The organism is Clostridium sp. SHJSY1 (assembly GCF_031626875.1).
Taxonomy (GTDB): Bacteria; Bacillota; Clostridia; order Clostridiales; family Clostridiaceae; genus Clostridium.
The window spans coordinates 51806-73670 of sequence record NZ_JANDMF010000028.1; the positions used below are offsets into that span (position 1 = coordinate 51806).

General features: G+C 28.4%; 20 protein-coding genes. 8 read left to right on the forward strand and 12 right to left on the reverse strand.

All coding sequences use genetic code 11. The features are described 5' to 3' along the window. Nucleotides 1-190: 190 nt before the first annotated feature. The 4 genes from NNC19_RS13385 to NNC19_RS13395 all read left to right on the forward strand — a co-directional run bounded on the left by NNC19_RS13385 (nucleotide 191) and on the right by NNC19_RS13395 (nucleotide 1447). A complete protein-coding gene (locus NNC19_RS13385) occupies nucleotides 191-529 on the forward strand; it encodes a hypothetical protein (RefSeq protein WP_310939169.1) in 339 nt (112 codons plus the stop codon). 161 nt (nucleotides 530-690) lie between these two features. Further along, on the forward strand, nucleotides 691-831 hold the full coding sequence (locus NNC19_RS13390; RefSeq protein WP_310939170.1) for a transposase: 141 nt from the start codon (nucleotides 691-693) through the stop codon (nucleotides 829-831). Between the two features lie 267 nt (nucleotides 832-1098). Beyond that, a complete protein-coding gene (locus tag NNC19_RS23515) occupies nucleotides 1099-1167 on the forward strand; it encodes a hypothetical protein (RefSeq protein WP_396136428.1) in 69 nt (22 codons plus the stop codon). Between the two features lie 79 nt (nucleotides 1168-1246). Then, nucleotides 1247-1447, forward strand: a complete 201-nt coding sequence (locus tag NNC19_RS13395; protein ID WP_310939171.1) for a hypothetical protein — start codon at nucleotides 1247-1249, stop codon at nucleotides 1445-1447. A gap of 295 nt (nucleotides 1448-1742) precedes the next feature. On the opposite strand, the gene NNC19_RS13400 is transcribed toward NNC19_RS13395, so the two are convergent. From NNC19_RS13400 to NNC19_RS13415, 4 genes are all read right to left on the reverse strand, one after another. Next, nucleotides 1743-1961 (reverse strand): hypothetical protein, encoded by a 219-nt coding sequence (locus NNC19_RS13400; protein ID WP_310939172.1) that lies wholly within the window; start codon nucleotides 1959-1961, stop codon nucleotides 1743-1745. Between the two features lie 195 nt (nucleotides 1962-2156). Then, nucleotides 2157-2516, reverse strand: coding sequence for an SH3 domain-containing protein (locus NNC19_RS13405; protein ID WP_310939173.1), 360 nt, complete (start codon nucleotides 2514-2516; stop codon nucleotides 2157-2159). Nucleotides 2517-3566: 1050 nt separating this feature from the next. Then, on the reverse strand, nucleotides 3567-3722 hold the full coding sequence (locus tag NNC19_RS13410) for a zinc-ribbon domain-containing protein (protein ID WP_310939174.1): 156 nt from the start codon (nucleotides 3720-3722) through the stop codon (nucleotides 3567-3569). A gap of 445 nt (nucleotides 3723-4167) precedes the next feature. Further along, complete coding sequence (locus NNC19_RS13415; RefSeq protein WP_310939175.1) at nucleotides 4168-4530, reverse strand: hypothetical protein; 363 nt, start codon at nucleotides 4528-4530, stop codon at nucleotides 4168-4170. Nucleotides 4531-4646: 116 nt separating this feature from the next. On the opposite strand from NNC19_RS13415, the gene NNC19_RS13420 reads away from it, so the two are divergent. Together NNC19_RS13420 and NNC19_RS13425 are read left to right on the forward strand one after the other, a co-directional pair. Then, nucleotides 4647-5081 carry an SMI1/KNR4 family protein gene (locus NNC19_RS13420; protein WP_310939176.1) on the forward strand — a complete coding sequence of 145 codons (435 nt, stop codon included), beginning with the start codon at nucleotides 4647-4649 and terminating at the stop codon, nucleotides 5079-5081. A gap of 389 nt (nucleotides 5082-5470) precedes the next feature. After that, nucleotides 5471-5782, forward strand: coding sequence for a hypothetical protein (locus tag NNC19_RS13425; RefSeq protein WP_310939177.1), 312 nt, complete (start codon nucleotides 5471-5473; stop codon nucleotides 5780-5782). 244 nt (nucleotides 5783-6026) lie between these two features. Here NNC19_RS13425 and NNC19_RS13430 read toward each other — a convergent pair whose 3' ends face one another. The 5 genes from NNC19_RS13430 to NNC19_RS13450 all read right to left on the reverse strand — a co-directional run bounded on the left by NNC19_RS13430 (nucleotide 6027) and on the right by NNC19_RS13450 (nucleotide 10334). Continuing rightward, entirely contained in the window at nucleotides 6027-6899 is an 873-nt protein-coding gene (locus NNC19_RS13430) for a hypothetical protein (RefSeq protein WP_310939178.1), read from the reverse strand. A 12-nt stretch (nucleotides 6900-6911) separates the two neighbouring features. Then, nucleotides 6912-7124, reverse strand: a complete 213-nt coding sequence (locus NNC19_RS13435) for a hypothetical protein (RefSeq protein WP_310939179.1) — start codon at nucleotides 7122-7124, stop codon at nucleotides 6912-6914. A gap of 2 nt (nucleotides 7125-7126) precedes the next feature. Continuing rightward, nucleotides 7127-7426, reverse strand: coding sequence for a hypothetical protein (locus NNC19_RS13440; protein WP_310939180.1), 300 nt, complete (start codon nucleotides 7424-7426; stop codon nucleotides 7127-7129). A gap of 367 nt (nucleotides 7427-7793) precedes the next feature. Beyond that, nucleotides 7794-8489, reverse strand: coding sequence for a DUF4176 domain-containing protein (locus tag NNC19_RS13445; protein WP_310939181.1), 696 nt, complete (start codon nucleotides 8487-8489; stop codon nucleotides 7794-7796). A 252-nt stretch (nucleotides 8490-8741) separates the two neighbouring features. Continuing rightward, complete coding sequence (locus NNC19_RS13450) at nucleotides 8742-10334, reverse strand: peptide chain release factor 3 (protein WP_310939182.1); 1593 nt, start codon at nucleotides 10332-10334, stop codon at nucleotides 8742-8744. A 161-nt stretch (nucleotides 10335-10495) separates the two neighbouring features. Between NNC19_RS13450 and NNC19_RS13455 the strand changes: the two genes are divergently transcribed. After that, nucleotides 10496-10726: a hypothetical protein gene (locus NNC19_RS13455; protein ID WP_310939183.1), complete on the forward strand. Its 231-nt coding sequence runs from the start codon at nucleotides 10496-10498 to the stop codon at nucleotides 10724-10726. A 78-nt stretch (nucleotides 10727-10804) separates the two neighbouring features. Then, nucleotides 10805-11860: a galactose ABC transporter substrate-binding protein gene (locus NNC19_RS13460; RefSeq protein WP_310939184.1), complete on the forward strand. Its 1056-nt coding sequence runs from the start codon at nucleotides 10805-10807 to the stop codon at nucleotides 11858-11860. Between the two features lie 40 nt (nucleotides 11861-11900). Here NNC19_RS13460 and NNC19_RS13465 read toward each other — a convergent pair whose 3' ends face one another. The 3 genes from NNC19_RS13465 to NNC19_RS13475 form a co-directional block, all read right to left on the reverse strand. Further along, nucleotides 11901-12692: an SGNH/GDSL hydrolase family protein gene (locus NNC19_RS13465; protein WP_310939185.1), complete on the reverse strand. Its 792-nt coding sequence runs from the start codon at nucleotides 12690-12692 to the stop codon at nucleotides 11901-11903. A 137-nt stretch (nucleotides 12693-12829) separates the two neighbouring features. Further along, nucleotides 12830-21229 (reverse strand): GH36-type glycosyl hydrolase domain-containing protein, encoded by an 8400-nt coding sequence (locus NNC19_RS13470; protein ID WP_310939186.1) that lies wholly within the window; start codon nucleotides 21227-21229, stop codon nucleotides 12830-12832. 167 nt (nucleotides 21230-21396) lie between these two features. Continuing rightward, on the reverse strand, nucleotides 21397-21865 hold a 469-nt coding region (locus tag NNC19_RS13475), incomplete at its 5' end, for a hypothetical protein (RefSeq protein WP_396136425.1).

The following is a 21865-nucleotide window of genomic DNA, read 5'->3' on the forward strand; positions in this document are numbered from 1 at the left end:
AACATAATATTTCCAAAAATATATAAGTGGTACTTGAAAAAGTGCCTAACGAGTTTTTAACAGAAGGGTCTATATTTATTGTTGAAGTAATAGAAAATTTTGCAGATGAAAACAATACTGTGATTTTAAAGTAACGCATGGAATAATATAATATCTGTTACACAAAATATATCTGAAAGGTGGTTGTGTGATGAAGAAATTTATTATTTTATTCTTAACTTTTTTATGTTTATCATTCAATTTACTTGGAATAACAACATTAGCTGTAACTTCAAGTAATGTTTTAAAACAAGGCGTTTATAAATTATCTGATTTGAATGTTTCAACAGAAAATCTTTATGATATTACAAATATTTCTCAAAACGAAGATGCTTATTTACTTGTTTTTGATGAAAATTTCGTTATAATGCAGTCTTTAAGATTGTCACCTAGTATAAAAAGTTTTAATTTAGTACCTTTGAAACCAAGCTACCAGCTTGTAGTTCTTGGTAAATCAGAAGTATATATAAATCCAAGACCAGTTAAGTAATTATTTGAGTTTTTATGATTTCGCTAAATCTATCTTGAACTAAATCGCTAAAAGCGATGACTTGAGTTATTGATTAAACTAAAATTTATATAAAAAAAATAAGAAGTGAGGTTCTTTCTCAAGGAACTTCACTTCTTACATTTTACACACCTTTTAAAGGAATGATAAAGGATAAAAAGTATATAAATGCTGATATTGGATTTACAACAATATTGCATACTTGGGGACAGAATTTAATGTTTCATCCACATATTCACTGTATAGTGCCTGGAAGTGGATTAAGTTTTAATAATACTAAATGAATAAAATCGAAAAAGAAATTTTTTATTTCTGTAAAAGTTTTATCAAGAAAATTTAGAGGAAAATTTCTATATTATTTAAATGAACTTTACCTAGCTAAAAAACTTAATTTTCCTAAAAAAATTAGAGAGTTATCATCAAGAGATAAATTTAATTTATTTAAGGATCATTTGATTGTCTACAGTAAAGCACCTTTTAGAAGTATGGAATATGCACTTTAATATTTAGGAAGATATACTTATAGGATTGCAATATCTGATGATAGAACTATAAAAGTTGATAATGAAAAAGTAGTATTTAAATGGAGAGATTATAAAGATAAAAACAAAGAAAAATGATGTCTTTAAAGCCATCAGAATTTATTAGAAAGTTTACTATCCATATCCTTGATTAGTAAAGATAAGACATTATGGTATATTGGCTAATAGAAATAAAAATTTAAAGTTCAAGCGATGTAAGGAAATATTTAGGGTTAAACCTAAAGAAGCAGAAAATTTATCGTCAGCAGAGCTGTTCTTTAAATTAACTAGAATTAAAATAGGTAAGTGTAAAAATTGTGAGAAGGGAAATTTAATAAAGATAGGTAAAATAATGCCTCGAAGTACTTTGCCACCATAAATAAGGTTAAAAGTAAATAAGTACTTATCTATGGAGAGGGGGATTTTATGTCCTAAAACAGAATAAGTTATATGATTTTAAGAAATAAAGCTTTTAAATATTAATAAATATATAAATATATAAATATTGAAGTGATTTGTGAGTTTTTGAATTTACATACGGGGCGGTTGGCTTTTAGCGACTTCGTTCAAGTAATTGATTTAACAAAATAAAACCACCTACAGTTTTGCAATTGAAAATTGTTTTAACTACAGGTGGTTTATGTATTATCACTATTTCATATAAAAACAATTAGTTATTTATAAATATTAGCATACTGTATTGTATATTTATTTAAAGCTAACTCTGAACCATCTTCACAAGATATGACTATTGAACTGGATTTATCTTGAAGCCAATATTTTAGGTTATTCATCTCAAAAACATTAATTTTAAAAGTTGATCCTTCTTCAGTACTAAAAGTTACATCTTCCAAATCTCCAATAAATTTTAGTTTTATTATTTTTTCGTTCATAAACTTCTCCTTTATATAATATTTTTTATCATACGTAACATAAAATTTAACTTTATTTAGTTCTATTTTACTCTTAAATTTAAACGGTTTCAATTCTAGATTAAATAGAATTAAATATGACTTTAGTGAATATAAAAAGCCATTGTTTAAAGCAATGACTTTTTATATCTTTATTTGAAACACTTATAATAAATTTTATAATCCAGGGCCATCTCCATTTTCATCCACTACATAACTTGCAGAAACATATCCAATTTGCCCATTATATTGAACTTTGTACCAACCAGAAACTACACCAGATAAAAGTTTTACTTTTGTACCTTCAGGAATTTTAGCTAATACCTTAGAACTTGTACTTTTAGATGCTCTAAGATTAACACCAACTCCATCATGAGTACATATCCAACCATACTCCTGAGCAAGTGATTTAATTAATGAATTAACATTTTGAGTTGAATTTTGATTAGTTTTTGTAGTTTCTGCATTTGCTGAAGTAGCTATTCCCCCAATACTTAATGTAGAAAATAAAACTAAAGCTAAAGCCAATTTTTTCATAAAAACTCCTCCTTAAAAATTTATTTATAAACATATTTTACACAATTTTCCAAGAAATAAAATGTAAACTGCTTAAATAATAAGAGTTTATACTCAACTGTTACTATATTTATTTTAAGAAGTTAACTATATATTTAACGATGGGATTTCACTAAAAGTTATATATAGAAGATAGTATCCTAACATTGTTATCAAATTTTCTTTAAATGATTTTCTAAATACAATATCAAGTATTACCATAACTACATTGCCTAATATAAACATTATTACAAAAGGTAAGCCATTAATATGATATTTATCAGTTATGAAGAAAATTTATACCACCTAAAATTAATTTTATCCATTGGAAATCCTTATCCATTTTTTGTACCTACTTATTTTAGTATTCCATATTCCATGTACCATAAATTCACAACTTCTTTTTGACTTATTATAACATATATTAAATTTTTTAACTAAAAAATAAGACTTCATGTTGGGTATGAAATCTTATCTATGAGAATTTAAAAATGGTAAATCCTTTTAATTTCACATGTATTATATTTAAATATTAATGTATATAACTAATTATCGTAAATTATCTAATAGCCTTTAACTTTGCAATATCCTTGTAATTATTGGCTGTAACTAGTTCAACTCCCTTATGAATATTATAGCCAATTTAAGTTAAGTTTTCTTCTTTTAATTAATAGAAATTTACTACTTTTTAGCTTCAATAGAATTTACATTCTACTAGGAGTATAGACGACATACAAGTAAAAAGGGCCTTTTGTGTAGATCTACATAAAATAGCCCTTTTCTTTTGATGATTACCTAAGTGAAAGAAATATATTTCACTTAATTATTATATAACATATATCAATTTGGAAAGTAGCTTTTAGGGATTAACCACTTAAGAACCCATACATTTTTTATTTTTTACTATAAAAACAAAAAATGCAGTAAATTTTGTATCATCTTTATCACCCATTTTGAATATAGTCTAATGTTTTCAGATTACATATAAAAAAGAGTTACAAAAAAACTTATAACTCTTAAAATAATCATAAACTATCTTCTGTTATTTTGTTGTTTCTTAGCTCTTCTACAATCTGAACATCTTACTGGTTCATTTTCAAATCCTTTTTCCTTGTAGAATTCTTGTTCTCCAGTTGTGAAAACAAATTCATTTCCACAATCTCTACATACTAAAGTTTTATCTTCCATATTTAATTCCTCCTTTTAAATTGACTAAAAGATTAATATATTGATTTATATAATTCTCTTAAAGGAGAAATGCACATATCTATTAAGAATCTTTTTTATAAATTAATTGTACCATAATTTCTTTTAAATATCAATCTTTTTTATTTAAACACATAACAATCTACCACAAACCAATATTACTTAACAAGTCTATAAGTCTTAAAATAATTTTATATATTTTGCTTTTGTGAAAATTTATAAATTTATTTATTATTAATATGGTTAATCTGCATAGTCCTATTTTTTCTTAAAGTTTTGAAATAAAAATTTAGTTATTTAATGGACTTTCAAAAAGTGTATTCTTCTGCAGAAATTTAAATTTCCCTTTCAGAAGAAGAGCTCAAACAGATAATTATTTTAATTATCTACTTGAGCTTTCATCTTTACCTAAATCCAATCTCTCCTACTAATTTAAGCTTTTCTTGATTTCTTCAACTTCTTCAATTGTTAGCCCTGTTCCTTTTGAAACAAATTCTACATCTGCACCAACCATTAGAAAATTCTTTGCATTTTCTCTTTTTGCTTCCTTTATCCCCTCTGCTCTTCCCTTTTCTCTTCCTTCTCTTAAACCTTGCTCTATAGCACTTTTTAACCTTGTTGCCTGGTCATGTAATTCTGCTTCTCTTGCTTCATAAGCTGCTCTTTTTATATCATCTTTACTTATTACTTCTAAAATACTACAAGCTTTCTTTATTTTTTCATTTTCTGGTGACATTATAAATCCATTGTCTATACTATTGTTTTTCTTTATCAGCTTAATCACCACCATTTAATTATATTCTATAGCATGGGTTTCTTAAACTGAATTTTTAGGGAAGTATATAGTATAATAATATTGGCGGGATAGAATCATTTAGAAATTATTAAAAGAGGTATTTTATTAATATGAATTACAATGAAATTAAAGTTATACTAAAAAATGTCTTAGATAAAGAATCTGAAAAATTTGATAAGCCAACTGAAACGGAATGGGAAGAATTATCTAAATTTTTAAATTGTACATTTAGTAATGAATTCAAGTATTTCATTGAATTTATGTCTGAATGGTCGTTTCCAGGAGATATATATAATGTTTCAAAAGGAAATACAAATGGAAACGATAGTATAGAAGAAGTTTATAAATATGAAATGAAAAATGGAAATTGGAAATCTAGCATGATACCATTTTATGGCATAGGAAACGGAGATTATTTTTGCTTAAATTCCAACGAAGGAAGTCAATCTAAAGTATATTACTATTATGAAGATAAGGATTCATTTGAAGTGTATTGTGATAGTTTTGAAAATTGGTTGAAAGATTTGCCCGAATTTTTGACTTAAATCTTCCATTTTCTCTTCCTTCTCTTAAACCTTGCTCTATAGCACTTTTTAACCTTGTTGCCTGGTCATGTAGTTCTGCTTCTCTTGCTTCATAAGCTGGTCTTTTTATATCTTCTTCACTTATTACTTCTAAAATAAAGTACAAAAATGCAAAAGATATAGCTATAAGTGACGGCTCTGGAATAAGCGAATCTGGAAATTCAACAAATATTCAAAAAAGCTATTTTAAGAAGTCATTAAACCAAATTATATATGGAAACTATACAGAAGATGTAACACTATTAGGAACAGGAACACAAGTAGCAACAGGAATATTAGGGGTAGATTTACCAGCTGATATAAGAGATGTGAGTTATAACTAAATTAAGAGATAAGGCGGGAAAATGATTATGAATGAAAAAAAATTTTTAAAAGCAGTTGAAGTTGAAGGTAAGACAAAATTTAAATTAGAGGAAATAATTGAAATTTCAAAAAAAGTTATTGAAGGGTTTAGTGATGAGTATGAGTTAGATACAGAATCAGTAGTATATAATAAAAGTTTTTATATTACAGAAGAGCCAGTTTGGTGCGTGGATACAATACCAATATTGAATAAAAAATTTTGGCCTGATGAATATGAAACCTTAATAATTTCAGATATTACGGGTAAAGCAATTTGTATTATAAATAGTCATGGGGTAGCACATGAAATTAAGAAATAAAAGCTTTAGTAAATATAAATAAATGTTAAGAATTATAATCCATTAATATGTGTTTCGGAATTTTTTTTCTAAAAGATTATAATTTATTAAAAAGTTTCTTATGCTATCAGGATTACTTTTATCAACATATTCATCTTTAAAAATCTCCAACAAATAATTATTCAATTATCTGTTGGAGATTTTTATATAACAGAATTTTCTTAACTGCAGTAGAACATGAAATATTCTTCTATTCTGCATAAGATTATACCAAAGAATATCCCACACAATATCCTATTCCATTTTGATTATCAGTCTTTACTGACCTGTCTGTTTTAGTTTCTTGATTTATAGTTACTACACCTAGTGCATACATAGAGCCACCTTGTGCTAATGCCTTCATACTTTCATAACTTTCCTTTAATAATTCCCCTAAATTCTTATGAGCTCCCCCATAATTTATTAAAGAGCTTGTTGCTTTTTGGCTAGAACTAATATTTTTATTATATATAGATTTTGCTCTACTAGCATGACGTTCGTCCATATCTATATATGAAACTATCTTTTTTCTGAATCCATGTTCTAATAATTCATAATGATTTTCTATTCTTCTAGCCCTTTGTCCTATTTCACTTTTTATATCTTCAATTTTATTATAATTTAATTCTTCATTTTTCTCTTGTTCATATCTTGATGTATCTCCATTTAAAGTTGGTATAAAGCCATAAAAATTATCTGGAGCCTGAAATGTCTTCTCATAAAAATCTTCTCTTTGTATTCTTTTTATTTCTTGAACTGAATCTAATATAGATTGTAATTTATAATATATATCTTCTTTGTCTAAATAAATATGATTTAACTCATTGTTTGGTTTTATGATACTCATCATATCATAGTAATATTCTGAAAAAATATCGTATAAGTCCTTTAGTTCTAATTTGCATGAATTAATATAATTTTGTATTTCTTCGTATTCTTCTATTAATGCTGTTATGGATTCTCCACTATTTTCAGTTTCTAACACATCTTTTATACTTTTTAATGAAGCTTCCATGGTTTCTAAAGCTGATTTATATTTACCTATGCTGTCTTTTATATTTGAAATTCTTGAATAATTTATTATTATATGGTTTTTCAAAATCAGCCCCCCTTAGTTAAATCTAATGCTATGTATATAATCAATTAAATCATTACATTCTTTTTTTATATCTTTGATTATATTTTCAAAATAATCTTTAGCATCTGCATTTTCAATGTTCATATCTGTAAAGTTTTTTATTATCTGATCTCTGTGCAGTTCTATTTTTTCTATATACCTAGAAGCTACACTTTCTGCTGATTCTTTTTTACACCCATTCGACATAACTATTCCACCTTATTCAATTTTATATTTTTTGCAATATCCTCTTCTGTTTCTTTAAATGTTCTTACTAAATTAATTCCTTTTTTATGAAAGAAATTAATTTTTTCTAATAACTTAGGTGCTTTTGTATCTGCTATACTCATTAAAGTATCTTTTACAGTCTCTACAAAATCTGAATTTTGTCCTTCTAAATCACTTATGCATTGTTTCATAAAATCCTTAGAATATGGTTCAAATTCTCCCATCGCTGTTTTTAATGTTTCCAAATCACTTGTTAATTTATCTATTTTTATCTGTATCATAAAAACATTCTCCTATCCTAATTTATTTTGAACACGTGTTTTTTTTCTTCTTTTGTAGAGAATCTAAATAAATGTATTTTTTGATTTGTAAAAATTAATTTGGACATCACAATAAGAGCAACCTATTTTATAAAGTTGCTCTCTTTCTCCATAAGATAAATATTCCATTATTTATAGTTATATCCCTGATTGAATTTTCAGTCAATTGTTCATTATCCACATTAAGCATACAATATCCCCATACATATTTAAATTTTTTCCCATCGTTTGCTTAATGTTTAAGTTTCTGGCTTCCCACACCTATTAACTATTTTACCTACATAACCCTACGTTGTAAATATATACTATAGATTTTTTTATTATTTTTTTATTCACTAGAATTTTCAACGCCTAATTTTCTTTCAAAGCTTTCTCTTTCTTCATCTGTTGAGAATCCAAAGGAGTGCATTCTCTTATCTACTATAAGCTCTTTTTTCATCAAATATACATATGCTTCTTCTTTTTCATCTGAGTATCCAGCTTTAAGAACTTTATCTATCAAGGCAGATGTAAAATGTATTACTTTCATCTCTCCCACAAAACCTATTGGATAAACTACTGCTGAATATTGGAAAAAGGATTTTGCATCTTCATGTGAAATAAAACGATTAACTATGACCACTTGTGCATTTTTTACATCTTTTTCAGCTACTCTTTTTCCTATGTACTCTTTTTTTAGTTCAACAGTAGTGCCTAGAGGATAGATTTTCCCTAATATATCGATTAACCCAAATATTATTTCCTTTATTTCTTCGCAAGTAAATTCCAGTTTAACCTCTTTATAAATTAATAGATGCTTATCCTCTTGGTGTAAATATACAAGATTGGTTACATTATCTTCGCATGTCTCCTCTTTTTCATGTATAATTCTATTTATTTCATATAAAAATTCAAGATCACTATCATAATAGTCACAGCTTATATCATAGATATATTTTTTCTTAAAATTATCTAAGTATTGTAAGTTATCTAGCCACGAACTAATTAAACTTTCAGTTAACTCTCTATTATTTATCTTAAGCATCCTATATCTCCATTCATCATAAAATTAAAGTTTCTATATCTCATGAAGACGCACTTATCTCTCGAAAAATTTATGTCTTATAGAGATTACTTTTTTTGACAAATTTCATATCGTTTGCTTGAAATTATTTCATTAGCTTCCCATTCCTACTATTATTTTACCTATAAATCTCTACTTTGTAAATTAGTTTTTTGTAAAAAAAGGTCCAACAGATATAATTTTTCATCTGCTGGAAATTTTTCCTAGTTAATTTTATTCAGTTTTTCCTACTCCTGACAAAATTATTCCTTTATTGTGTTCTAAAGCCCAACTTATACCCCAATCATTTTGGAATATTAGAAGATTTCTATCTTTAAGGTCTTTAACCTTTCTAGTATCTGATGTAAGATTTAATGTCTCTGGATCTAAATCTTTATTTTCTATCCATCTTACATATCTATATGGAAGTCTTTCCATCTTAATATCAACATTGTATTCATTATTAAGTCTATATTCTAAGACTTCAAATTGAAGAACACCTACAACACCAACTATTATTTCTTCCATTCCTATATGAAGCTCTTTAAATACTTGAATTGCTCCTTCTTGTGCTATTTGTGTTACACCTTTAATGAATTGTTTTCTCTTCATTGTATCAACTGGTCTAACTCTAGCAAAATGTTCTGGTGCAAAGGTTGGTATTCCTTCAAATTGGAATTTCTTTGATGGAGTACATAATGTATCTCCTATTGCGAATATTCCTGGATCAAATACACCTATTATATCTCCAGCATATGCTTCTTCTACTATTTCTCTATCTTGAGCCATAAATTGTTGTGGTTGTGCAAGTTTAAGTTTCTTTCCACCTTGCATATGCATAACTTCCATACCTTTATCAAACTTACCTGAACAGATTCTCATAAATGCAATTCTATCTCTATGTGCCTTGTTCATATTTGCTTGAATTTTAAATACAAAAGCTGAGAAATTTTCATCAAATGGATCTATTTCTCCTATGCTTGAATTTCTTGAAAGTGGTGATGTTGTCATCTCCAAGAAATGTTCCAAAAATGGTTGAACACCAAAATTTGTTAACGCTGATCCAAAGAATACTGGTGTAAGCTCTCCACTTCTAACTTTTTCTACATCAAACTCATCTCCAGCTATATCTAAAAGTTCAATGTCTTCCATTAATTTATCATGAAGTGCATCTCCTAGAATTGCTCTAAACTTCTCATCTTCAACATTTCCTTCTATTGTTTCAACTTCATTTTGACCATGATTACCACCATTGAAAACTATTATTCTGTTGTTATCTCTTTCATATATACCTTTAAAGTCTTTACCTGAACCTATTGGCCAGTTCATTGGGTATGTTTTTATTCCAAGTTCTGTTTCTATATCATCTAAAAGTTTAAATGGATCTTGTGCTTCTCTATCCATCTTATTTATTAGTGTAAATATTGGCATTTCTCTTAATGCACAAACATGGAATAACTTTCTTGTTTGATCTTCCACACCTTTAGCTGCATCAACTACCATTACTGCTGAGTCTGCTGCCATAAGCGTTCTATAAGTATCTTCCGAGAAGTCTTGGTGTCCTGGTGTATCTAATATATTTATGCAGTGTCCATCATAATTAAATTGCATTACTGATGATGTAACTGAAATACCTCTTTGTTTTTCTATTTCCATCCAGTCTGAAACTGCATGTTTTGATGCTTTTCTTGCTTTAACTGAACCTGCAAGTCTTATTGCTCCTCCATATAGTAAGAACTTTTCTGTTAATGTAGTTTTACCTGCATCTGGGTGAGAAATTATTGCAAAGGTTCTTCTCTTTTTTATTTCATTTATGTAATCAGACAAAGTTATTTCCTCCTCTAATAATTTTCCGTATTATACGACTTATTATTATACCATAAACTAGGCACTTTATGTGCATTTTTAATCATTAGCAAAAAAACTACTTGTATTATTTTTTTTATTTTGAGAAAACTAAAATTATATTATTCTAAGGAGGCGTTGTTATGACTAATAAGAAAAAACCTTATTTACCAAAAGTAAGAACAAGCTATTCTCCAAAGCAAAGTGAAATTAAAAGTTTTGCTCCAAATGGTGATTCAACACCACTTGCCAACCCTGCTGTTGATCCAATAGTGGTTAATAATATTGCTTGGCAAGAATTTGATTATACTGAAAATCCTTTAGATGAAGGAACTAATATATTGCCTACTAAGGAAGATGATGATTGGGACTAAATAGAATAATTAAAGCATAGAAGCTCTAAATCTTCTATGCTTTATGTATTATTATCAAAAAATTTATGGAGGGTACAATTGAAATTGCTAAAAAAATTGATAGTATTTACAACTATATTATGTTTTTCAACTATACTATTTTTAGGTATTTTAAAAAAAAATATATATGCTTTTGAAAATAATGAAACTTTAGTTAATGTAGGAGTATCATTAATTGATTTTAATGATCCATATATGTCTTTAGTTAAAAAGTGTTTAGAAAATATTGAAAATGCTAATAAAGATAAAGTGAAATTTACTTTCTTTGATGGTAAAAACAATCAAGCAATACAAAATGAAACTATAAATACATTGCTTAATGATAAGTCTTATAATCTTTTATTAATAAATTTAGTTGATGCAAAAGAAAGTTTGATGGAAAATATCATTAATAGAGTTAAGCAAACAAACAGGCCAGTAATTTTTTTTAATGTTCTACCACCATTTATATCTTCCTCTATAAGAAACTATAATAAATCTGTTATTATAGGAACTGATTCTAAGCAATCTGGTATTTTAGAAGGTAATATTCTCATAGATATATGGAATAATGATAAAAAGGCTATTGATAAAAATAACAATAATGTAATGGAATATATTATGCTTCGAGGTAAAGAAGATACAGAATCAATTAATCGCACAAAATATTCTGTTTCAACAGTTAATGATGCAGGTATAAGGACAAAGGAAATTGCATCAGTAATTTGTGATTGGGATGAAGAATTGGCAAAAAACAATGTTGATGCCTTATTTTCTCGATATGGAAATAATATAGAAGCAATAATTTCAAATAATGACTCAATGGCAATAGGTGCTATTAAAGCACTTCAAAAATATGGGTATAATACAGGGAATAATTCTAAAAATATTGTAGTTGTTGGAGTGGATGGAATCCCTGAGGCTAAAGATTTGGTTGATAAGGGTATCATGAGTGGTACAGTTATTCAAGATCCTACTGAATTAGCTACTGCGCTTTATACTGTTGGAATAAATTTAGTTCATGATTTACCTGCACTTAAAGGAACTAATTACAAATTTAATGGGCTAGGTAATGTAATTGAGCTACCTTATTATGAATATATAAAACAAAAATAAATTAGAAAAGATAGACATTTGTTTGTCTATCTTTTCTAATTTATTTTATTCCAACTTTAATTACATTTCCAATAGTCTGAGTATATACTTGATATCCTTTGTCATTAGGCAAAGCTCCATTCATTAAAGTTGATTCTTTGACACCTGACTCTGTAAATGCTTTTTTCATATCTGCAACTGCTACATTATTTTCTGTTGCTACCTTTTGAATATTATCTCTATATGTATTATCTAATGCTAATGTACTTGGTAACACAACAATAATAGTAGCCTTTGGACTCTTATTTTTCACTTCTGCAATTATATTATTGTAATTAGTCTTCATTTGATTAGTATTAACTGATGTATTATTATCATTATGTCCAAAACATGTAATAACAAGGTCATAATCCTTTATATCGTTTGCTTTTACTATATCTATTCCAACTGCTGTTGATGCTCCACCTTGAGCTAGTGATTTTAATTCTACCTTGCTTCCATATGTAGTTTGTATTAAATTAGCTACACCTTTATCCCATATACCATTCTCTGAGGTTCTACCTTGGCTCATAGCTAGTCCATCCCCTAGAATTAATATTCTAACTGATTGTTTTTCTTTTAATTTTCCATAAAAATCAAGAGTTTCTGTATTTTTTACCTCTTCTTTTTTTTCTTCTGGAGCTTTTTCTTCTGTTTTTGTTTCTTCTTTAGGTTCTTCTTGGACTTTTTTAGTAGAAGATTCAGCTAAAGCTGTATTTAAATTTCTGTCTTTTATAATTCCCATTGTAAGAACTCCAATAAAAACAAATGTTAATGCAATTATAATTATTAACCCTTTTTTGCTATTATTCAATTTAGTTCACCACCCTAATCAAATATATTTTACACATTTTTTCTGTTCCTGTAAATATTTTTCTTTTTAGGTGAAAAAAATACAAAATTTTAGGGTAAAAACCTGTTTAAACAGATATTTTACCCTAAAATATATTATTAACTTGCTGCAACTACAGCTGTTATTTGAAGTTTTCCTTTATTTTTTGGTATAAGTTTTGAATCTACTTCTTCTCCATTTATTATAATTTTATCTTCAGTTCCTGCAATGACTTTAATCTCATATTCTTCTGTTTCATTGTTTATGTTAATTGTGTATTCTCCCCAACCTTTTGGAATACATGGCTCTATTTTATATCCTTTTCCTTGTACTTGTTTTAATCCTAATATATCTTCAAGACCTACTTTATACATCCATCCTGAAGCTCCAGTATACCAACTCCAACCTCCTCTTCCTCCATGAGGTTCTCTTATGTATACATCAGCTGCCATTACATAAGGCTCAGCTTTATATATGTTACATTCAAGTTCTGTATTGGCATGATTTATAGGATTTATCATATTGTAGTATTTTAAAGCTTTATCTCCAAGACCTAGTTTTGTTAAAGCTAATATAACCCAAACTGCTGCATGAGTATATTGTCCTCCGTTTTCTCTTACCCCAGCTACATAACCTTTTATATATCCAGGTTCTAACTTTGATTTTTCAAATGGAGGTGTTAGTAGTAGTATCATTCCTTTATCATCTTTTACAAGATTCTTATCTACTGCTTCCATACTCTCTACTGCTCTTGCTCCTGTAGATGCACCTGATATTAAAGCCCAGCTTTGCGCTAAAGAATCCATTTGACATTCTTCATTTTCTCTTGATCCAAGTGGAGTTCCATCATCAAAGTATGCTCTTCTATACCAGCCTCCATCCCAAGCTTCTTTCTCTAAGTTTTCTCTAATAAACTCTTTCTTTTCTTTAAAATACTCTTGTTTTTCTTTATCATTCATATGACTACAAACATCATCAAAGTTATCTAGAATCTTATATAAGAACCAGCCAAGCCATACACTTTCACCTTTACCTTCATTTCCTACAGTACTCATTCCATCATTCCAGTCACCACTTCCCATTAGTGGAATATTATGTTCACCAAATTTCAATCCTTGTTCTATTGCTTTTATACAGTGTTCATATATGCTTCCTTCTTGATTTGAAGTGTTTACTATAGTATATCTTTCATCTTCTCCTTCTGCTAATGGTTCATCTTCTAGATATTTTGCTTTTTCATTTAATATGGAGTAATCTCCTGTTCTCTTGATATATTCTGTTGTTACATATGGTAGCCACAATAAATCATCTGAGAATCTTGTTCTAATACCACTATTAATGACTGGATGCCACCAATGTTGTACATCACCTTCTAAATATTGTCTTGATGCACTTCTTATTATTTGTGATTTTGTAACTTCTTGATTGATTATGCCAAGAGACATGGAATCTTGAAGTTGATCTCTAAATCCATAAGCTCCTCCTGATTGATAGAAGGCTGTTCTACTTAAGTATCTACAGCTATATGTTTGATATAGTAACCATCCATTAAGTAAGTAATCCATAGATTTATCATTTGTCTTTACTTGTATATTTCCTAGGAAATGTGCCCAATATTGTTTTACGTTTTCTAAAGCCTTTTCACATTCCTGTATATTGGTGTATTTTTCTATCTTTTCTTTAATAGTCTCTGTTAATTCTTCTTGACCTAATAGTATAATTATCTCTTTTTTCTCTCCTGGTGCTAACTTAATCTTACTTTCTACTGCTAAGCATGGATCATACACACTGCCTACTCTATTAGACATTTTTTTATATTTTAATGCTTTTGGATTTGAAAATTCTCCACTTACTCCTATAAACTCTTTTCTATCTCCTGTAAATGAAAGTTCCCCTCCTCCTAAAATTGTAAGGTAGGCTTTTAGTTTACCAAAATACTTACTATAAGGATTTTCTCCCATTATGTAATCGTCTTTTAATGAAGTGGTTATATATCTTCCACTTTCATAGTTTATTACTCCAAGTACTAACTGTGCATAATAGTACACAGAGAGATTCCTTTCTTTATTAGATAAATTTTCTAACTTAACTCTTTGAATTTTTAACCTTTCTCCTTTAGGACAAAATACTTGCTCTTCTCCTCTTATACCATGACAGGTATGTTTAAAGGTTGAATATCCAAATGAGTGTCTTATAATATACTCACCATCATCTCTAACTGGCTTTGGTGTAACAGAAAAATATGTTCCACAATCATTGTCTCTTATAAAGACAGCTTCACCTTGTGGGTCTGTAACCCAATCATTACTCCATGGGGTTATCTTATTTTCTCTACTATTTCCACACCATGTATAAGCTGATCCCACTTCAGATATATGAAATCCAAAATCATCATTTGAAACAACATTTATCCAAGGTGCTGGGGTGTTATTATATTTATCTAATCTAATTACATAACTACTATCTTTAGGGTCAAATCCACCATATCCATTCCAAAAATCTAATATACTTGTATCAAATGGTTCTTCTTTAATATTAAAGTTATCTTCTGCTCTTATTTCAAGTAACTCTGCATTATCATCTGCTGGTTTTTCTTTATTTACATCAACTTTTATCAAATGTGAATCCATTAACTCTTTATGTCTTAAAACAGTGGATGATTCTAGTTCATCTACATCTCTTATTTGTGTAATTATAGAACCTTTACTACTATCTACATAAAGTGATGCTATTCCTATTATAAAATCTCTTATATCCTCCCCCAAGGTAGCTTTATTATGTACAAATACTCCTCCTGGTTTATTTAATGCATCTCCTTCTTTTGAAAGACTAATTGCACTCATTATATTTCTTTGTAGTGGTTGTTCATATGATGCTTCTTCTTCATTATATATAAGCAAATCTACTTTTAAGCCTTTGCTCTTCCAATAATAATGCATCTTAATCATACCTCTAACTAAGTCCATATCATCTTCGCTTTGAACTACTACCATAGCTATAGGTAAATCTCCTGATATTCCATATGCCCATAAGTCTTGTTGATTGAACTTGATATTTTTAATATATTCTTCTCTATCACTTCTACCACTGTGCAAGAATAATATATATGAAGCCAATCTTTGATAAATATTAGCCTGTGCTGATTTAATTCCAAGTCCTTTTAATTCAAGTTGAACTGCTCTGCTATAAGCATTATAAGCTTTTTCTAACTTACCAACCTCTTCATAACTTTTTGCTACTTCTAAAGCTTCTTCTTTAGAATTTGTTGTTCCTGTTATATAGTAAATCTCTTTCTCTTCTCCTGCTTCTAATCTGATTCTAGATCTTAAACTCATAATAGGGTCTAATACTGTTCCCACTGTATTTAATAATGGTGCATCATTATCTAATACTTGTGGAGATTTTAAACTCCTATTTCTACCAATAAAGTTAAGCCTTGATGTCTCATATGTAATAGCCCCTTCTAATTCATACCTTGAAATTACTTTATGGAATATAAAAGGGACAGTTCCATCTTTAACTCTAGCTCTTCTACTTCCTAATAAACATCCATTCTCTTCATTATATTCTGTAGAAATAAAGAGATTTGAAAAGCCAGGATGAACAGCATCTCCTTGGAATGATTGTAATGTTACTTCCATATAGCTTGTTATTTCTATACTCCTGCCTTTTTCTCCAGTATTTTTTAATGTTAACTTTCTTATTTCTACATCATCCTCAGGTGAAACTACAATTTGAAGTTTGCTGTCTATAGATCCATCTTTTCTCTTAAATGTACCCTTATCAATGCTAAATTCTACAGTATAATCTTCTCCTGCAGATTTACAAGGTTCATAGGCTGCACTCCAATAATCATTAGAATTTAAATTCTTTATGTAGAAAAAGCTCCCTAATGGGTCTGCTGTACTATCACCTTTCCACCTATAAACTGTCATGTTATCTTTCTTTCCATACCCACTTCCACTTAAGGTTAGCATGGTTGAATAACTGCCATTTGATAATAATAGAACCTCTGGATTTTCTCTTGTAGCTCCTTCATAAACTCTTGGAATAAAGTCTTCCTTATCCAATGTTTTCTTGTTTACTGCAAAGTTTTCTTCTCTTTCAAATGTTATATTACTTGGTATTCTCTCTTTTAATAATAGCTCTGTTGCCTTTACTTCTGGCATAGAATGAAATCTCTTTTGTAATATATTATCATTTAAAGCGTTATCTAAAGCCATCAATGACATACCCAAATGGTGAACCATGTAGCATCTTACATCTTTTTTGGACTCTTCATCATCTGTTGTATCCATCTTGCTCACTCTATTTGGTGTATAATCTATAGCTTCTATAAATCCATATCTACCATATGTCTCTTTTGTAGCTAATTTTTTGAGGTTTTCTATACCTTCATCTTTTGAATAAGGTATAGTTATTAAGGTTGAATATGGTGATACTACAAGTTCATCTTCAAGTCCTCTCTTTAGTCCTATTCCTGGAACACCAAAAGCTTTGTATTGATAGTTTTGTGCTAAGTCAAATTGATAAAATGCTGACTCAGAAATACCCCAAGGCACTCCTTTCATCTTTGCAAATTCTTTTTGAGAATTAATTACTGATGAATAAGTCATACTGAGCAATGTATCTTTATAACTTTTCATGATTAGCGTTGGCATAAAATATTCAAACATAGTACCACTCCATGATACTAAGCTTTTTTCTTTAAATGCATTTGTCATAGCTCTGCTTAAGTTAAACCAATGTTCCTTTGGAATTTGATTTAACGCAATGGTTATAAATGAAGTAGCTCTTGATTCTGAAGCCAATAAATCATAATATGATTTACCAAGTGATTTTTCTTCTAAATTATATCCTATTGCAAATAATCCTCTTTCTTCATCATATAGAAATTTAAAATCCATTTCTTTTATGATATTGTCTATACTTGCAATTAATTTATCCACTCTTTCAGAAAATGTCTTTAGTGCATTAATTCTATCTTTATATACTTTTCTTAATTCTTTTCCTGAAGAAGATATTATATGGTCTAAAGCATCTATTATATGCTCTATTGATGGGCATTTGCATTCATGGTTCTCTTCTACAAATTTTTGTATTCCATCAAATACATATTCATAATATGCTATTTTTAGCTTGATTTCTTTTTTTAATTTTTCTATCCAATATATCTTTTCTTTATCCACTTCTTCTGATAAGTCTATTTTTTCTAAATCTGATAAAATGTTTTCTAATATTTCAGCATAATTATTTAACCTTATTTCACCAAAATCTTGCTCAGGTAATCCTATAATTTTTAAGGTGTCTTTTATTGCATCTATTTCTTCTAATCTAATTAATGGATTGTTCTTATATTCCACAAGTGTCTTTGAAATAATCCACAAATACCCTATTAAATTTCCACTGTCTACTGTTGAAATATATCTAGGCCATAAGGGTTCACAAGTTCTTGTGTCATACCAATTGAAATAATGTCCATTATACATTTGAAGTTTAGACATTCCATCTATAATTGCCTCTAACCTATCTATTACTTCTCCAAAAGGTAAATATCCCATATCATAAGCAACTATATTACTCATTAATCCCATACCTATGTTGGTAGGTGAAGTTCTATATGCCACTCCTTTATAAGGCTTTTCTTGATAATTATCTGGTGCTAAATAGTTATTTTCTAAGTTTACAAAGTCCTCATAATATGCCCATATTCTTCTTGCATTATCTCGTAAATATTCTTTGTTTTCTTTTGTGAAAGCGTAAGCTTCTTCTGGTTCTTTTTGACTTATAGAATAAGCCAAATAAGGACTAATTATCCAAAGTAAGGCTAATGGTATATTAGTTGCTGCAACTACTGGGCTAGCCCCTAATGATAAAAGTATTACTACAACACCTGCAAAATATGAAGCCCACATTCTTTTCATATATGCCTTTTGTGAATTATTGGTTACAACTTCAACTTCTTCTGCTGTTTGCCATTGCAAAAGATTCTTTCTAGATATAAATAACCTATATAATGTTCTAACAATTCCATCTAACATCAAATATGCTTGATATGGTATAAAACTAATTATAAGAATAATTTGTTCAAAACTTTTTAAAGTCCCCATTGACATGGTCTTTGGTGTAACTACAAAATCTGTAACTGTAAATACAACTGGAATAATAGCCCCTAAAAAGCAAAGTATAAGTATCTGACTTTCTCCCTTAAATATAGTTAGATTAAGCAGTACAGCAATTAATAAGTTTGGTGCTAATAAACTTCTTCTTAGGTTATCAAAAATTTTCCATCTTGAAAGAAGTGATACCTTTGAAGAAAATAACCATCTTAAAAGCTGCCAGTCTCCCCTAATCCATCTATGTAATCTTCTTGAGCTTGCTTCATATGAAAATGGATAATTATCTATTACTTCAATATCTGTAGCTAATGAACATCTAGTATAGGCCCCCTCCAATAAATCATGGCTTAATACTGTGTTTTCAGGAATTTCATCTTTTAGTATTTGATAAAAAACATCTATATCAATTATACCTTTTCCTGTAAAACTTCCTTCTCCAAATAAATCTTGATAAGTTTCTGAATAAGCTACTGAATACCCATCAATTCCGCCTTCTCCTGCAAATATTCTAGAGAATTTAGTTCTATTTTTGCTCTCTAAACTTATGCTAACTTTGGGCTGTATAATCCCATAACCATGTCTAACTTTCTTTCCATCCATAACTGCACTATTTAATATATGACTCATAGCCCCAATTAACCTATGAGCTGTATCTCTTGGAATAAATGTATCTGCATCTAATGTAATTATATATTTTGCATCTTTCAAATTTGATATATCACTACTTATTGTATTAAAAGTATGGGTATCCCCCTTTAAAAGAGCCATAAACTCCATGAGTTTTCCTCTTTTTCTCTCTTTTCCTAAATAGGTTCCTTCTTTTGTATTATATATTCTCTTTCTATTTAGAAAAAAGAAATGCTGTTCCCCTTCCGGAAAGTATTGCTTATTTAATTTTTCTGTTTCTTCTATTGCAGCATTCAATATCTCCTGATCTAAAGGTGAATGCTCTTCTTTATAATCTTTAAAATCACCTAATAGCGCAAAGTAAATATTATTATCTCTATTTCCATTATAAGCAACTTCAAGCTGCTCCATTAATTCCTTAGCTCTTTTTTTATTAGGAATTATGGCTGGTACTACAATTATTGCTTTACTATCCTTAGGAATTCCCTTTTCATACTTTAATTTTGGAATAAATCTAATTGGTACAAGTCTACTCACTGACCAATTTATTAAAGCCACAACTATCTCATTAGCAGGAATTAGCATAAGCAATATTGAAATTATCCATTGTGTTAATGTAAATCGTACTCCAATTAAATTACTTAAACCAAGTATAACTCCTACAATTGTTAAAGTAGCTAAAAAATTAATAAACACAAAAGTTCCTGATGAAATATTCTTATCCAATTTTGCATTACTATTTAGTGACTTTCCTAATTCCTTAACTCCATCATCAACTAAATAATATCCTATATGGCATCTATAATCTTTAGCACCTTCACTCTCTGCCTTCAAAGCCAACTCCAAAGCTGCTTCTGCCAATTTGCTTTCATCTACTTGTAATTTTTTTGATAAGATTTCAACTCTATGTCTATAGTAGTCTTTAGATTTAAAATCCATATTATTATATGTATCACTTGGATCCTTAACTAATATTTCTTCTACCTTAGAAGTTAAGTTAAAGAATTTTCTCCAGCTTATCCCCTCAATCTCTCTTAATGAACTTATACAAGTACTTATTGATTGCTCTATAGAAGCTTCAACAAAATTGTTTTTTACAAATTTCTCTTCATCATCCCAATTATTTGATTTACTTCGTATTAATTCCCAAACACTACTATCTTCGATTGAATTATCCCTTAACGTTCTTTCTAATGATTCAAGAAATAATCCTGATATTTGTTGATAATTTCCATTTATTTCTCCTAAAACTTCATCAAGTCTATTTTTGTTCTTTCCTTCTATAATCTTATATGCTTCATATTTTCCTTTAACTTTCTCTTCTTGAATTGATACTAATTTCTTTGTGGTTTTTGATAGATTTATTATTATGGCAATCCTGAGCATAAGAGGAAATGCCCATAATTCTCCTATTGTAAACTTATCTTGCTTCTGATTTATAAACTCGATTATTTCTTTCTCTTTAACTGCACCTTCTTTTAATTTAATATATTCCTTTGCATATATTAATATCCTTGGCAATTCGCTAGACTCAATTTTTTCAAACTTAGGAAGATTATCAAAGTATGACATTGGCATATTTTCTTTTATGCTTTTATACTCTTTTTCAATTAGGTATATATTATCAAGTAGCCATTCCCCAGAACCTAGAATCTCTTCTTTCGTATTTGATAGTTCTTTTATATATTTATAATTTTCTTTTATTTGAGTAAATCCAAGCTTCAACTCTTGCAATACATGCCTTCTACAGTTTATAGTTTCTCTTGTGCTCACTTATGCTAGCCTCCTTAGTTTTTTTTAATTTATGCTTAGTTTTCCCAAAAAATCCGAAACTATAAAAATTTCTTTTTGATATAATTTTTTCCCTCTAAAAAAATCCTATACATATTCATCTCTCTCTAATATAATCATCTTTATCAAATAAATGTTGTTCTATATTCTTATCTAACTCTAATTTGAGTTGTATTAATAAAATTGAATTCATTCATCAATTCATATAATAATTCTAAATTTCTAAATTCCTTTTCTCTATATGAGGCAATTAGCCAGCATAAATATTCTGTTAAATATTTAGTTGAAATTCCACGAAATAATTTAAACCACTCCTTTGAAATTGATCTATAATTTTTTATAATTTTATTTTCTTCAAAATTCAATTTATTAACCCAATTATTATGATTTTTAGCTACTATATAAATATGTCTATCTAAATAAGGTATTATATTTGATTCTTTTTGTATCTTTGAATATATTTTTTCATCAAAATCTTTTTTATTCCACAACTTCTGCCCCACTGGTAAAGATAGCAAATTATCTCCATCCCCCTTAGCCGCATAGCCATCAAGCTTGCTTATACAAAATATAGAAATTAATCTAAGAATAATTTTTATATTCTTCTGGAAATTTATA

Bases quoted from the DNA above. Each gene is read 5' to 3' on its own strand.
- NNC19_RS13385 (WP_310939169.1), top strand. From the start codon at position 191: ATGAAGAAATTTATTATTTTATTCTTAACTTTTTTATGTTTATCATTC.
- NNC19_RS13390 (WP_310939170.1), top strand. From the start codon at position 691: ATGATAAAGGATAAAAAGTATATAAATGCTGATATTGGATTTACAACA.
- NNC19_RS13400 (WP_310939172.1), bottom strand. From the start codon at position 1,961: ATGAACGAAAAAATAATAAAACTAAAATTTATTGGAGATTTGGAAGAT.
- NNC19_RS13405 (WP_310939173.1), bottom strand. From the start codon at position 2,516: ATGAAAAAATTGGCTTTAGCTTTAGTTTTATTTTCTACATTAAGTATT.
- NNC19_RS13410 (WP_310939174.1), bottom strand. From the start codon at position 3,722: ATGGAAGATAAAACTTTAGTATGTAGAGATTGTGGAAATGAATTTGTT.
- NNC19_RS13415 (WP_310939175.1), bottom strand. From the start codon at position 4,530: ATGGTGGTGATTAAGCTGATAAAGAAAAACAATAGTATAGACAATGGA.
- NNC19_RS13420 (WP_310939176.1), top strand. From the start codon at position 4,647: ATGAATTACAATGAAATTAAAGTTATACTAAAAAATGTCTTAGATAAA.
- NNC19_RS13425 (WP_310939177.1), top strand. From the start codon at position 5,471: ATGAATGAAAAAAAATTTTTAAAAGCAGTTGAAGTTGAAGGTAAGACA.
- NNC19_RS13435 (WP_310939179.1), bottom strand. From the start codon at position 7,124: ATGTCGAATGGGTGTAAAAAAGAATCAGCAGAAAGTGTAGCTTCTAGG.
- NNC19_RS13440 (WP_310939180.1), bottom strand. From the start codon at position 7,426: ATGATACAGATAAAAATAGATAAATTAACAAGTGATTTGGAAACATTA.
- NNC19_RS13445 (WP_310939181.1), bottom strand. From the start codon at position 8,489: ATGCTTAAGATAAATAATAGAGAGTTAACTGAAAGTTTAATTAGTTCG.
- NNC19_RS13455 (WP_310939183.1), top strand. From the start codon at position 10,496: ATGACTAATAAGAAAAAACCTTATTTACCAAAAGTAAGAACAAGCTAT.